Below are 13,984 nucleotides of genomic sequence, written 5' to 3'. Positions count from 1 at the left end.
CTCGCTCCCTGATTTTTCCGGTTTTCCACCTGATATGGCGCGTGCGGGACGCGCCAACCCGGTATCTTATTATTTGCCGATCATTGTGGACATGGTCTGGGCGATAAATTGCGCCCTCGCGCCGAAAATAACCTGAATACCGCTATCGCCGACAAATACCACGCCGCGCGCACCCAGGCCGTTAAGGCCATCTTTATCTACCATTTCGCTTTTCGCCACTTCCAGGCGCAAGCGGGTGATACAGGAACCGACGGAGTCGATGTTCTGCGCGCCGCCCAGCATGGCGATGATCTCGGTTGCCAGTTCGCTGTCGGTTTTATCATCTGCCACGGCGGTAACTTCCGTGCGTCCCGGTGTTTTCACGTCGAAGCGGCGGATTACAAAACGGAAGGTGAAGTAATAAATCAGCGCCATCGGGATGCCAACGATCACCGCGTTAAGGAAATTGGTTTGATAACCGTTAAACGACGGCAGGATCCCGAACGATAAGTAGTCGATAAACCCGGCAGAGAAGGATTTCGCGATGTGCGCGTGCAGCAGGTACATCGTCATATACGCCAGACCGGCCATGATGGCGTTAAAGACGTAGAGGATCGGTGCAACGAAGATAAAGGTGAATTCAACCGGCTCGGTAATGCCCGTCAGGAAGCAGGTCAGTGCGGCAGAGAAAAGAATACCAAACGCGATCTTCTTATTGCGGGTGTGCGCTTCGTGGTACATCGCAATGCAAGCGGCAGGCAGCGCAAACAACATTAGCGGGAACTCACCCTGCATAAACTTACCGGCGTTCTGGTAGGTATCGCTGCTAAAGGATTTCACGCCTTCTTCGAGCATTTTGAACCAGATGGTCTGATCGCCATGGATCACCTGGCCGGCCTGCGTGGTGTAATCGCCAAACGAATACCAGAACGAAGGATACCAGATATGGTGCAGACCAAGCGGGATCAGCGCGCGTTCCACTAAGCCGAAAATAAACGTCGACGCGGCCTGATTATCACCGTTGACGATCACGGAAAGCGCATCGATGCCCGCCTGAATATGTTGCCAGACATACGGCAGCAGCAGGCCGAGCACAAAGGATAAGAACGCGGTAGCGATGGCAACAAAACGCTTACCGGAGAAGAAGCCAAGGAACTCCGGTAACTGCATGGTGTGAAAGCGGTTATAGCACCAGGCGGCGAGAATACCGCAGATCAGACCACCAAAAACGCCCATTTGCAGCGAGGGAATACCGACCACCATGGCATATTTCCCGCCCTGCGAGGCCATCTCAGGCGTGATACCTAACATGGTGCCAATAGTGATATTGGTAATGAATACCGATACCGCCGCGGAAAGCGCCGCAATCCCGGATTCTGAAGCGAGCCCAACCGCCGAACCGATGGCGAACAACATCGGCAGGTTATCGAAGATAACGCCACCCGCGTTCATCATCAGCGGTAAGTGAAATTTATCGCCGAAAGCGAGTAACAAGCCTGCGGCTGGCAGCAACGAGATTGGCAACATTAACGCGCGGCCAATCATCGACAATTTAGACAATGATTTAACAAACCCTGATATCAGACCCATGCTGATTTCCCCCGAAGTAGCGCTCTTTTGGCGCCGTTATTGTTAGTAGAACGTTTTAGTAGAACGTTCTACTCATCGTGAGATAAGTCGTAACGGGCTGCAACTAAATTTTCACATTTAGCCAGATGAATTAATGATTCTTTGAGGTTGATCGGTAATTAACCGTGATGATGGCAGGGGGAATGAGAAAGAAGATGCCGGGCTGCGGTGACGCGAAACCCGGCTTGCTACGCGTGATTACGCGGTTACGGTAACGCTCTGGCCTTCAAAACTCACCGTTTGACCGGCGACGATTTTGCAGCGTTTGCGCGTTTCAACCGCGCCATCCACTTTGACAAATCCATCGGCAATGGCGATTTTCGCCTGCGCGCCGCTTTCGCTCCAGCCTTCCAGTTTCAGCAGATCGCACAGCTCAACGTGCGGGTGTTTACCGAGAGAAAATGTTGCCATCTTATACGCCTTTTACATCATGGTATTCTTCACACGCTTGCAGCGTGTTCTGGATCAGGGTGGCGACTGTCATCGGGCCAACGCCACCCGGTACCGGCGTAATATACGCTGCTCGCGCGGCGGCTTCTTCATAAATCACATCGCCGACGACTTTGCCGTTCTCCAGACGGTTAATACCGACATCAATTACAATCGCGCCTTCTTTGATCCACTCGCCGGGAATAAAGCCCGGTTTACCTACGGCAACGATCAGCAGATCGGCGTTTTCCACGTGCTGGCGCAGGTTTTTAGTGAAGCGGTGCGTTACGGTGGTGGTGCACCCCGCCAGCAGCAGCTCCATGCTCATCGGGCGACCGACAATATTGGACGCGCCAATCACCACGGCGTTGAGGCCAAAGGTATCAATGTTGTAACGCTCCAGCAGCGTGACAATGCCGCGCGGCGTACAGGGGCGCAGACGCGGCGCACGCTGGCACAGGCGGCCTACGTTATACGGGTGGAAACCATCTACATCTTTGTCCGGCGCGATGCGTTCCAGCACTTTCACATTGTCGATGCCCGCAGGCAGCGGTAGCTGTACCAGAATACCGTCAATCGCGGTATCGGCGTTCAGCTTGTCGATAAGCGCCAGCAGTTCCGCTTCGCTGGTGGTTTCCGGGAGATCGTAAGAGCGGGAGATGAAACCCACTTCCTCACAGGCTTTGCGCTTGCTGCCGACATAAATTTGTGATGCCGGGTTGCTGCCAACCAGTATGACCGCCAGGCCCGGTGCGCGAAATCCTGCCGCAATGCGCGCCCGAACTTTTTCAGCAACCTCAGAGCGCACCTGCTGCGCAATCGTTTTACCATCAATAATCTTTGCTGCCATCAGAGAGAGGATTCCATCTGTCATATCAACTAAGGGGATGGCGGCTATTTTGTCAGAAGCGCGGCGCGCTGTCAGTTACCGTTTGCGGATTTCACCACCGCTGCGCCTGAAATCGCGGCAGATCAAGGGCTTCGCCGTCGCGGGTTGTTAACCAAATTTCAACAATTCATCACCCTTAAGAAAGGCCGGTATTAAGCCACCGTTACAGGCATTTACGGCTATTTCTTATCCGTTTGATAAATAAAAGCCAGGCTTTTTCCTAAGCGCTAATAAGAACAGACCTGGCGTAATGACAGTATTGGCGAATATTTTAATTTTTACGCAACCCCTATTGTTATGTTGTGGCTAGTTGTTCTGCCCACAGAGAAAAATATCGGGTGTTTTCCCAGGGGAGAAATGGGAAGCAAGTAAGTTGTTCCCGATGCGTTATATATTCACAGGAAAAGGTTCTTTCATCTGGTATTTAGCGTAAGCAAGTCTCAAACGGTTTTCGGCAGGATGTCGGAATCGCAACTCTTTATTTCAAGGAAAATAGTATGAATATGAAATTAATGGCTAGTTCTGTTGCTGCAGGATTGATGCTGATGGCGGGAGCCGTACAAGCAGACACCGTAAGCGGCGGTAATGTGCATTTTGAAGGGGAACTGGTGAATGCAGCCTGCGCTGTCAGCACCGCTTACGCCGATCAGACCGTGACGCTGGGGCAATATCGCACCGCCTCCTTCACGGGCGTAGGGGCTACCAGCGGATCGGTGCCGTTCAACATTGTGCTTAATGATTGCGATCCAAGTATCTTCCCGACAGCTTCTGTCGCGTTTTCAGGTCAGGCCGATGCCACCGAACCTACGCTGCTGGCGCTAACCTCCGGTGACAACAGCACAACGGCAAGCGGTGTGGGCATTGAAATCCTTGATAACGCCTCCAAAACGCTGAGCCCGGACGGCGCGAGCTTCTCCACCGCACAGGATCTGCTTGCAGGCACCAACACCTTGCATTTCTCCGCACGTTACAAAGCCACCAGCGCGACCGCGACACCAGGGCAGGCAAATGCGGACGCGACGTTCATCATGAAATACGAATAACCCATTACTTCAGGGAAGACGCAGCCTCAGGGATGAGGCGTTTGATTGTGTAATGCGAGAAATTACCCATGATGAGGACAGGTCTCACGCAGGCACTGATGCTGTGCATGATGCCTTTGCTGGCAAGGGCTGCAGTCGTTGATGGTGGACGCGTTCACCTGCGCGGATCGCTGGTCAATGGCGCATGCGCGGTTGCGCCGGAGAGTGAAGATTTACATGTGCCGATGGGGCAACACCGTACGGATGCATTTTCCGGCACCGGCAGTTTCTCCCCCATAAGCACCGGGTTTGCGCTGCGTTTAACGGCGTGTGATGCGGATGTTTCCCGTTATGTCGGCGTGGTGTTTTCCGGGCAAACGCCAGCGGAAGATCCGCAAGTTTTTGTCGCACACAGCACGGGAGGAGGGGGGGCTGAGGGCATTGGGCTGGCGCTGTTTGATCAACAGCAGCGGCAAATTATACCGAACAGCATGCCGCCCGCTTATTCCCCGCTGGTAGCCGATGAAATCACACTGCATTTTTCCGCACGCTACCGGGCGATTGCTGAACGTATTACACCCGGACACTTGCGTTCCGATGTCTGGTTTACCCTGGTCTACCCCTGATGTATTTCTTGCGACCATCATAATATTCTGAAGAGTTATTTTCGCTATGAACATTTTTTTTAAACCAGGTTGGCTTGTCTGCTTTTTATTATCCATCGCGCTGCCAGCAAATGCCGCTGGTGGAATAGCACTTGGCGCAACCCGGGTTATTTATTCTGCCGAGGATAAACAGACCTCGCTTTCTATTTCTAATAGCGATAAGAAAGCACGTTTTCTGGTGAATTCGTGGGTGGAAAATAGCCGTGGAGAAAAAGAAAAAACATTTGTCGTGACCCCACCGCTTTTTGTTAGCGAGCCGGAAAGTGAAAACACGCTGCGTATTATTTACGCCGGGCAACCGTTACCCGACGACCGCGAATCTCTGTTCTGGTTGAGCGTAAAAGCGATTCCATCGGTGAATAAAGAGAGTGCCATGGACAAAAACGTGCTGCAGTTAGCTGTCCTCTCTCGCATTAAGCTGTTTGTTCGACCGAAAAGTCTATCCGGGTTAACAGACGATGCGCCTGCGAAACTGCAGTTTTCGCGTCTCGATAAACACCTGAACATCACTAACCCCTCCGCGTATTACATCACTTTGGTGAATGTTCATATCGGCAAACAGAGGCTCGACAATGTCATGGTCGCACCCAAAGGCCGCGCGCAGTTGCTTATTCCCCCCAATGTTCGGGGCGGAGTGACTTTCCAGACGGTGAATGATTACGGCGCGCTGACGCAGGTGAAAACCGTTGGTCTGCCATAACACGGACAAATGACAGGGATGCTTATGAATAAGCGCACGTCTCCTTCAGCTTACTCGCGGCTGGCGTTGTCGGTGCTGGCAGTGTTGCACCCGGCAATGGGCCGTGCAGAGAACTACTTCAACCCGGCTTTTTTATCAGAGGACGCCGCTGCTGTTGCCGATTTGTCGCGCTTTGAAAAAGGTAACCAGCCTCCGGGAGTTTATCGGGTGGATATCTGGCGCGACGGTGAGTTTATCGCCACCCAGGATCTGCGTTTCGCTATTGCCCGGCACGGGGCGACGCCCGCTTCCGGTGGTCTGATGCCATGCCTCACTCCCGATTTGCTCAAGCGGTTGGGTGTAAATATCCGCGCTTTTCCGGCACTGCTCACCGACAAGGGCGAAACCTGTATCGATATCACAACCGCCATACCGGGTGCTGAAGCTGATTTTGATTTCTCAGCAATGCGGCTGAATATTGGATTACCCCAGGCTTCGATGCTGAATAGCGCACGTGGTTACATTCCAGCAGAGGAGTGGGACGATGGCATTACCGCTGCGTTGTTTAACTATAGCTTTACAGGAAGCCACAGCCCCGGCAGCAATAACGGTTTTCTGAGCTTACAAAGCGGGCTGAATTATGGCGCATGGCGATTGCGTAATAACGGCGCCTGGCGTTACAGCAGTGGCGGGAAGGAGCATACCCGCAGCTGGAGAACCATCGGAAGCTGGTTGCAACGCTCCATTATCCCGCTGAAAAGCGAGCTGATGATGGGCGACAGTAATACCGGCAGCGACGTTTTTGATAGCCTCGGTTTTCGCGGGGTGCGCCTTTACTCTGCCGACAATATGTTTCCCGATAGCCTACAAGGTTACGCACCAACCGTACGCGGTATTGCGCGTACGCCTGCCAAATTAACCATCCGCCAGAACGGGTATGTCATTTATCAGAGTTATGTCTCGGCGGGCGCTTTTGTTATTTCCGATCTGAACCCAACCTCATCCAGCGGCGATCTGGATGTTACCGTGGATGAAAAAGACGGCCGTCAGCAACGTTATACGGTGCCGTATTCGACGGTGCCGATCCTGCAACGTGAAGGGCGCTTTAAATATGACCTCGTGGCCGGGAATTTTCGCAGCGGCAACGATCAACAATCTTCCCCATCTTTTGTTCAGGGCAGCGTGATCGGCGGCCTGGCGGGCGGTTACACCGCCTATGGCGGAACTCAACTGGCGAAACGCTATAACGCCTTTGTGATGGGCGCGGGCAAAAACCTTGGTGGCTGGGGGGCGATATCGTTCGATTTTACCCAGGCACGCAGTGAACTGGCGGATGGCAGCACACATCAGGGACAATCGCTGCGCTTTTTGTATGCCAAATCACTCAACCAGTACGGTACCAACTTTCAGTTGCTCGGCTATCGCTACTCAACACGTGGTTTTTACACGCTGAATGATGTCGCCTACCGACGCATGGAAGGTTATGAGTATGAAGACCAGGACGAGAGTGAGGGGGAAAGAGAGCCAAAGCCGGTGCTCGTTAGCTACCACAACCTCAACAACAACCGAAAAGGGCGCTTTCAGGTCAATATTTCGCAAAACCTGGGGGATTACGGTTCGTTGTATATTTCCGGCAGCCAGCAAACTTACTGGAACAACGTGAAGCCCAGCAGTTGGTATCAAATCGGTTACGCCAGCGGCTGGCGGGGGATGAGCTACTCGCTCACCTGGTCGTGGAACCGCTCACCCGGTATCAATAATACGGATCGTATTATTGCGTTGAATCTTTCCGTGCCGTTTAGCGCTCTAAGCGGGCAGCGCTACAGCCGGGGAAGCGCGCTGGATCGCACTTATGCCAACCTTAACGCCAGCCGTAACAGCAACGGGCAAAACAGCTGGCAGAGCGGGGTTGGCGGCACATTACTGGAAGGACGCAACCTCAGTTACATCGTAAGCCAGGGGCACAGCAGCACAAATGGCTACAGCGGCAGCGCCAATGCCAACTGGCAGGCTGGCTGGGGCACGCTCGGCCTTGGTTACAACTACGATCCCTACCAGCACGAATATAACTGGCAACTTGGCGGTGGCGTAGTCGCGCACGCAGACGGGGTGACCTTTAGCCAGCCGCTTGGCGATACCAATGTACTTATCAAAGCGCCGGGCGCGCAGGGCGTGCGGGTGGAAAATCAGACCGGAGTACAAACCGACTGGCGAGGCTACGCCATCGTCCCTTATGCCTCGGTTTATCGTTACAACCGCATTGCGCTTGATACCAACACGATGGATAACCACACCGATGTGCAAAACAGCGTCAGTAGTGTCGTGCCTACGCAGGGCGCACTGGCCCGCGCCAGCTTTGACACCCGGATTGGCGTACGTGCACTGATTTCGCTGATGCGCGGCGATCACCCGGTGCCGTTTGGTTCGGTGGTGCGTGAAACCAGCAGCGGCGTGACCGGCATGGTGGGTGAGGATGGTCAGGCGTACTTAAGCGGCTTGCCATTGCTGGGTGAACTACTGGTGCAGTGGGGAGACGGTACGCAGTCACGTTGCCTGGCACGCTACGCCTTACCACAAGCAAGCCTGCAACAGGCGGTGGTGATTACCAGCGCCCGTTGTGAACAAGGATGATTTTATGAACAGATTTTATGCACTGCTTTGTGGTTTGTTGTTACTGGCAGCGATGTCGGCGCAAGCCACGATTTGTGTGAACGCGAAAGGCATACCGACAGATATCTATTATGACCTGTCGAACCTGTTTACCAGCGGGAATAACCATGTTGGAGAGGTAGTGACGTTGCCGGAAAAATCCGGCTGGGTTGGTGTCCAGGCTATCTGCCCTGCCGGCACTACAGTGAATTATACCTACCGAAGCTATGTCTCTGACTTGCCGATACATACCATTGATGGTGGTTACAAATACATGAGGTTAAATGATTATCTGGAAGGGGCTATGAGCATCACAGATGATTACGCCGGCATCTTTTTCCCGCCGAGGAATTTTATCCGCATGGGAACACACCCTAACGTACCCAAGGAGAAGCCATTTGGCGTAATGGACTCGAAGCTCATCTTTAAACTTAAAGTGGTGCGGCCGTTTATCAATATGGTGCCGATCCCGCGCCAAACCATGTTTAAGGTATATGTCACCAGTACGGACACTGATGCGCTCGCGGTACCGGTTTATACCATTAGCTACAGCGGCAAAGTGGAAGTGCCGCAAAGCTGCAAACTCAATGCAGGCCAGGTCGTTGAATTTGAGTTTGATAAAATTGGCGCCGCGCTCTTTAGTCAGGCCGGGCCAGGAAATCGCCCGAACGGCGTTGATCCGCAAATAAAAACCGTGGCAATAGAGTGCACGAATGTTGACGCTCAGGCCTATCTTTCGATGCGTCTGGAAGCGGAAAAAGTCAGTGGGCAGGTGATGGTTTCTGATAACCCTGACGTGGGGTTTGTCGTCGCTGACCGTGAGGGGAACCCGCTTACCCCCAACATGCTGGGGAGCAAAATTCCTTTCCAGCTTGATGACAACGCTTCTGCGCGTGTTGATATCAGTGCGTGGCCGGTTAGTGCTACAGGCTTCAAACCCGCCGAGGGTGATTTTGTGGCGCGGGGCTATTTGCGCGTTGATTATGATTAAGGAGCCATGATGTTTATCAAACCGCGCCATGTCATGCTCGTTGGGTGCTGGCTGAGCCCGTTTGCGACCGCCGATACGCCGCTTGGGGAAATTAACATTCAGCTACGCGCGACGGTGGTGGACTTCACCTGTTATGTCGAGACGGCTGACAGCGACAAAACGGTGCAATTAGGCCGTTGGCCCACTAAGCAGTTGCAAAATGCCGGTAACACCACGCCTCCGGTACGTTTTAGCTTACGATTAGCCGGGTGCCCACCGGGTAGCGCGTCGATCACCTTTTCGGGCAGAGCCGCCAGCAACCCGGCACTCCTGGCGTTGAAAGATAACGTGATGGCGCAGAAAGTGGCTGTTGAGCTGCGCGACAGAGATCGCACGCCGCTAGCGCTGGAGACAGCCAGCCAGGAGATAGCCGTGGACAGCAATGGCAATGCAACGTTGCAGTTCTACGCAAATTACATTGCGCTGGCAGATAATCCTGCACCCGGCACAGCAAATGCCGACGCGACTTTCACGATTAATTACTATTAACTTCTGTTCAAAAAAATACGCCCGGTTTTTTCCGGGCATATATCGCTAGAGCAGTTCGTGTGATTTGGCATAATCAATCAATTCGACGATAGTATGCACGCCGAGTTTCGAAAAAATATTCGATTTATGAGCGCTGATTGTCTTGTTGCTTAATAAAAGTTGTTCCGCAATCTCTTTGTTTGATAATCCATTGGCCAGATAGCGTAATACAGTGACTTCTCTATTAGAAAGCGGCATATCCCGCTGCTCCCCTTTCTTCTTACCCGGTTGGTTTATATAACTCAGTGTCTCTGATGGGAAGAAAGAGTATCCGGCAAGAATCATCTTTACTGCGTTATAAATATCGTTGAGTTCTTTCCGCTTACTGACAAAACCATTCGCGCCAGCGCGAATGGCGCGTGCCGCATAGAATGATTCAGATTTCGATGATAAAAAAAGCACGTTGACATCTTCTCGTATTGCTTTGATTCTTCTAAGTAAAGTAAAGCCATCTGTTTTAGGAAGTTCAATATCCAAAATAACCAGATCAACGGGCAGTGTACGGATATAATCAAGCGCCGCGCGGCTATCATCCGTTTTTAGTACCACTTTTACATTCTGGTTTTTCTCTAAAAGCACCTCTATCGACATCCTGACAATAGGATATTCGTCCATAATGATAACGGAAGCCGGTTTCATTTTTTTGCCTCAGTTTGTTTTTTATGCCACGCCTATGCGTAAGTGCGAAAGACGTCGAAAGGACTAATGTAACTTCAAGTATTCCAGGAGGAAGAATAATTCACTGGAAAACCGATAGCATCCTTACTCGCTAATTTATTTCCACTCGTCACCTACGCATGTGGAGAATATCAATTACGTGCTAATACAGAGAGATATCATAATTATTAATAAGACATTGTAATTATACCTGGGAAGTTCTGACAGAAAAGCGTTAAGAGTTCATAAAGGCTATTTCTAAATATGAAGTTCTGAGAGCAATAATGGGTAGTTGAATATTTAGCATTATAGCTTCATGATTTTGGTAAATGTGGTTTTTTACCCTTTTTTTAATGGTTAAAACAATGCAATTATTTGATTGTTTACTTATTGTTAATAACAGTTGTCGCAATTTCATTGCTATAACCCCGGATAACAACGTGCGCGTTGGGTGAAATCTGAGGGGATTTTAAAAAGAGGACAACGCCAGGAATAGTTGTAATTGTTGGTTTTATGTAAAAAACTTCCCCGGCAAGAAAACTTGACTAAGTAATTTCTTAGACGAGAAGGATAGCAACGCCTGTTATCCCCAATAGTGATTCGCATCAATCGTTAAGCGATGCAGTAAATGAAGCAAACTTTGACGATCGGGCAGCCCAAGTTGCCTTAGCCGCGTGTTGAGGCGATAAATAATGCGATGGTAAGGCAGATTGAGTAGGTGAGCGATATGTTTCAGCGTTTTTCCTTGCGCCAGCGCGGTGAACATCTGCCACTCTACCGGCGGGAATTTGCGCGAAACATCAACGGACGAAGCTGGAGTCAGCAGCGCCTGCCTGAATGGCGTGACGGGGAGATCCCGCTTTAATACACGAAAGGGGCCCGCAGCGCGCAGGAAATTGAACAGCGGCGTGTCACTTTTTGTCGCTAACAGATAGATATGAAGTTTGCGATTATGCGAAGCGAGCTGTCGCAAGGTTTCCAGGGCGCTAAAACGGGATGTGAGCAGGCTTTCCATATCCACGATCAGATGCGAGAGATGCGGCTCTGCGAACCGATGATGTGCTAAATCAAGCGATGAAAACACGGCGTTTCGTTTACCGGAGAAGAGGCCCCTATTCCACGCATAACTGAGAAAGCCATCGGTTGAAATCAATATCTGGCTGATGATGCATTCAGGCAGAGCGAAACTGAGCTGCTGAGTAAGATATTCCAGCCTGTCAAACACAGGTGGCGGATATTCCCGATAGGGTAAAACCCGGTGATCGGGTCTGTGGCGACGATTTTTTTCCCGCCGGATGAAAGTTCGCATTTTCCCTCGCAAACGTATTTCACTTTTCCTGACAGAAAAGTGTTGGCCAAAAAAAACCATGTGCAAACGGTGCGCCTGGCTGTTGTGTTGTATCGGGCTGTGTGGCTGTTTCGCACCATTGAATGGATGCCATGTGGGCAAATTGAGTGGCCTGATTCATGCCTGGTTTGAGAATATCGGACGTATAAAGGCGCCGCCAGGTTGCCGTTTTATCAACCAGTAGACCGGACGTATGCCAGCCTGTATTAACAAAAGCTTCTGGCGCTTCCCGGGTGAGATCATCCGGACAAAACGCGGCACCAGACGTGAAAAATACCTGCGAGTTCAGCGGGCTGACCGCTGAATCAGCGCGATATAATATCGGTATATCCATAAACGAGATGGTATAAGGCTGAGAATTAAGCGGCAGATTAGACAAGCATTGGCTCGTTGATTCCGGCAATGTTACGTTTCGCGTCTGGTCGTGTAATAACCGCAGAGCAAAAGAGCAGGAATCATGCTTAACGCTGTTTCCGGTCGCGCGAATAGTCGGCTGACGGTTAAGCACACCATCATTATTATCGCGCTGTTTAATCGGTTCTGATTTCCGTTGATAACCCCAGCCTTTTTTTTGTTTCGCTCTATTTGTCACGTATAGGCTCCATTACATTAGTTAATGGAAACATTTTGACCTTCATAAGTCAGTGGATATAGGCGCGAATACTTAAAGAGACATGGGACTTTTCCCAGGAAGCGATCAGGATAAGTAGAAAGACCTGGTCTTTTCGGGCATAAATGGGACAGGTGTTGCGAAAACGTGCGGCGTCGTTCACTAAGCAAGCAACCAGCGGAAAATACATTGACTCACCAGGCGCTGACCGTATAATTCCAGGCGTTTCCACCTCAACGGTGAGCATCCGCGTAATGCGCCCTTAGCTCAGCTGGATAGAGCAACGGCCTTCTAAGCCGTAGGTCACAGGTTCGAACCCTGTAGGGCGTACCATCCTTTCTTCTACTCACGTCTCCATAAGTCTACTAAACCCAGACTCCACGCTGTTTCTCCATTATCTATCGTCTCCCATCGTCTATTAACATATCTTGAAATCTACCGTTATGTGGGGGTACATTTGGGGGTGTTTTCTGTTCAATGAAATGAGATACCCCCAGAATGAAGCTCACCGCACGTCAGGTAAGCACCGCCAAACCTCAGGACAAGCCCTATAAACTTTCTGACGGGGGCGGAATGTATCTGCTGGTTAACCCAAATGGTTCTCGATACTGGCGACTCAAATATCGTTATGCCGGTAAAGAGAAGTTGCTGGCTCTTGGCGTATACCCTGATGTCACCCTGGCTGATGCGCGCGATAAACGTAATGAGGCAAAACGTGTCATTGCAGCTGGCAGCGATCCATCTGATGTGAAGCAGGCCATTAAAAACGCCAAGGCTTTAGCAATGCAGAACAGCTTTGAACTGATTGCTGTTGAATGGCATAAACACAAAAAACCTAACTGGTCATCTGGTTATGCCGACGACATCCTTGAGTCTCTCAGGAAAGATATTTTCCCTTATATCGGCAAGCGTGCCATTACGGATATCAAGCCTGTAGATATGCTGGCCGTTCTGAAGAAGCTGGAAGAAAGGGGCGTACTGGATAAGCTCAAGAAGATACGACAGGCCTGCAAGCAAATTTTCACATACGCAATCATTACCGGGCGTGCAGAGTTTAATCCAGTTGCGGACCTGGCGGGAGCACTCAAACCACCGAAGCAACAACACTATCCTCATTTACAGCGCGATGAACTTGGCGGATTTATTGAAGCTCTTATGGATTATAGCGGCAGTAAAATCACCCGGACCGCTACCTTCCTGTTGATGTATACAGGTGTCCGTACTATTGAATTACGTGCCGCAGAGTGGAAGGAATTCGACTTTTCAAATGACCTCTGGCAGATACCTAAAGAGCGTATGAAGATGCGCCGCCCTCATCTGGTTCCTCTTTCGAGCCAGGTGAAAGCGATGTTCCTGGAGGTTAAGAGCATTACCGGGCGCGGTAAATATGTTTTCCCGGGGCGTAATGACGCTGGCAAGCCGATGAGTGAGGCCAGTATCAACCAGGTCATCAAGCGAGTAGGGTACGACGGCAGGGCAACAGGCCATGGCTTCCGGCATACCATGAGCACTATTCTGCATGAGCAGGGTTTTAACACGGCCTGGATTGAAACTCAGCTAGCCCATGCCGATAAGAACACTATCCGTGGGACGTACAACCATGCACAGTATCTGGAAGGGCGAAGAGAGATGGTGCAATGGTATGCCGATTTCCTGGCGGCGTTATAGATGCTCCAGACCGTGCTACCTGATAAAACACCAGGTATTACATTCATATTGTCTGATCTAAGATTTATCCGAACTCGGTTACTTGAATCGCCACGGGTTTAACAGACACCTCAGAGTCATTTAAGATGGCTTAAAGAGAGGTGCCCATGAGCGGTAAGCGTTATCCCGAAGAGTTTAAAACTGAAGCAGTCAAACAGGTTGT

At 51.0% G+C, this 13,984-nt stretch carries 13 protein-coding genes and 1 tRNA gene; 8 read left to right on the top strand and 6 right to left on the bottom strand.

Annotated elements, in window-relative coordinates; translation table 11 throughout:
- Positions 1–69: 69 nt before the first annotated feature.
- The 3 genes from JKP81_RS18770 to folD all read right to left on the bottom strand — a co-directional run bounded on the left by JKP81_RS18770 (position 70) and on the right by folD (position 2,887).
- The gene (locus JKP81_RS18770) at positions 70–1,569 is read right to left on the bottom strand and encodes a PTS transporter subunit EIIC (protein ID WP_200552913.1); all 1,500 of its coding nucleotides are present in this window, start codon (positions 1,567–1,569) and stop codon (positions 70–72) included.
- 237 nt (positions 1,570–1,806) lie between these two features.
- Positions 1,807–2,019, bottom strand: a complete 213-nt coding sequence (gene ybcJ, locus JKP81_RS18765) for a ribosome-associated protein YbcJ (RefSeq protein WP_017455715.1) — start codon at positions 2,017–2,019, stop codon at positions 1,807–1,809.
- Position 2,020: 1 nt separating this feature from the next.
- The gene (gene folD / locus JKP81_RS18760) at positions 2,021–2,887 is read right to left on the bottom strand and encodes a bifunctional methylenetetrahydrofolate dehydrogenase/methenyltetrahydrofolate cyclohydrolase FolD (protein ID WP_200552912.1); all 867 of its coding nucleotides are present in this window, start codon (positions 2,885–2,887) and stop codon (positions 2,021–2,023) included.
- A gap of 536 nt (positions 2,888–3,423) precedes the next feature.
- Between folD and fimA the strand changes: the two genes are divergently transcribed.
- The 6 genes from fimA to sfmF all read left to right on the top strand — a co-directional run bounded on the left by fimA (position 3,424) and on the right by sfmF (position 9,460).
- Positions 3,424–3,969 carry a type 1 fimbrial major subunit FimA gene (gene fimA / locus JKP81_RS18755; protein ID WP_200552911.1) on the top strand — a complete coding sequence of 182 codons (546 nt, stop codon included), beginning with the start codon at positions 3,424–3,426 and terminating at the stop codon, positions 3,967–3,969.
- Between the two features lie 68 nt (positions 3,970–4,037).
- Complete coding sequence (fimI, locus tag JKP81_RS18750; RefSeq protein ID WP_200552910.1) at positions 4,038–4,574, top strand: type 1 fimbrial protein subunit FimI; 537 nt, start codon at positions 4,038–4,040, stop codon at positions 4,572–4,574.
- Positions 4,575–4,620: 46 nt separating this feature from the next.
- Entirely contained in the window at positions 4,621–5,313 is a 693-nt protein-coding gene (fimC, locus tag JKP81_RS18745) for a type 1 fimbria chaperone FimC (RefSeq protein ID WP_200552909.1), read from the top strand.
- Between the two features lie 24 nt (positions 5,314–5,337).
- Positions 5,338–7,923: a fimbrial biogenesis usher protein gene (locus JKP81_RS18740; RefSeq protein WP_200552908.1), complete on the top strand. Its 2,586-nt coding sequence runs from the start codon at positions 5,338–5,340 to the stop codon at positions 7,921–7,923.
- 4 nt (positions 7,924–7,927) lie between these two features.
- Entirely contained in the window at positions 7,928–8,932 is a 1,005-nt protein-coding gene (gene fimH, locus JKP81_RS18735) for a type 1 fimbria D-mannose specific adhesin FimH (protein ID WP_200553053.1), read from the top strand.
- A 33-nt stretch (positions 8,933–8,965) separates the two neighbouring features.
- Positions 8,966–9,460, top strand: coding sequence for a fimbria assembly protein (sfmF, locus tag JKP81_RS18730; RefSeq protein ID WP_370568904.1), 495 nt, complete (start codon positions 8,966–8,968; stop codon positions 9,458–9,460).
- A gap of 45 nt (positions 9,461–9,505) precedes the next feature.
- Here sfmF and fimZ read toward each other — a convergent pair whose 3' ends face one another.
- The 3 genes from fimZ to JKP81_RS18715 form a co-directional block, all read right to left on the bottom strand.
- On the bottom strand, positions 9,506–10,138 hold the full coding sequence (fimZ, locus tag JKP81_RS18725; protein WP_020456855.1) for a fimbria biosynthesis transcriptional regulator FimZ: 633 nt from the start codon (positions 10,136–10,138) through the stop codon (positions 9,506–9,508).
- Positions 10,139–10,739: 601 nt separating this feature from the next.
- Positions 10,740–11,465: a DNA-binding response regulator gene (locus tag JKP81_RS18720; protein ID WP_234455719.1), complete on the bottom strand. Its 726-nt coding sequence runs from the start codon at positions 11,463–11,465 to the stop codon at positions 10,740–10,742.
- 19 nt (positions 11,466–11,484) lie between these two features.
- On the bottom strand, positions 11,485–12,096 hold the full coding sequence (locus tag JKP81_RS18715) for a hypothetical protein (protein WP_200552907.1): 612 nt from the start codon (positions 12,094–12,096) through the stop codon (positions 11,485–11,487).
- 274 nt (positions 12,097–12,370) lie between these two features.
- Between JKP81_RS18715 and JKP81_RS18710 the strand changes: the two genes are divergently transcribed.
- Both JKP81_RS18710 and JKP81_RS18705 read left to right on the top strand, forming a co-directional pair.
- Positions 12,371–12,447, top strand: a tRNA-Arg gene (locus JKP81_RS18710).
- A gap of 165 nt (positions 12,448–12,612) precedes the next feature.
- Positions 12,613–13,782 carry an integrase arm-type DNA-binding domain-containing protein gene (locus JKP81_RS18705; RefSeq protein WP_200552906.1) on the top strand — a complete coding sequence of 390 codons (1,170 nt, stop codon included), beginning with the start codon at positions 12,613–12,615 and terminating at the stop codon, positions 13,780–13,782.
- The last annotated feature ends 202 nt before the right edge of the window (positions 13,783–13,984 follow it).

This window comes from Kosakonia sp. LAM2021, from assembly GCF_016620385.1.
Lineage (GTDB): Bacteria > Pseudomonadota > Gammaproteobacteria > Enterobacterales > Enterobacteriaceae > Kosakonia > Kosakonia sacchari.
Note: the sequence above shows the minus strand (reverse complement) of the source record. Positions and strands in the feature narration are given on the sequence as shown.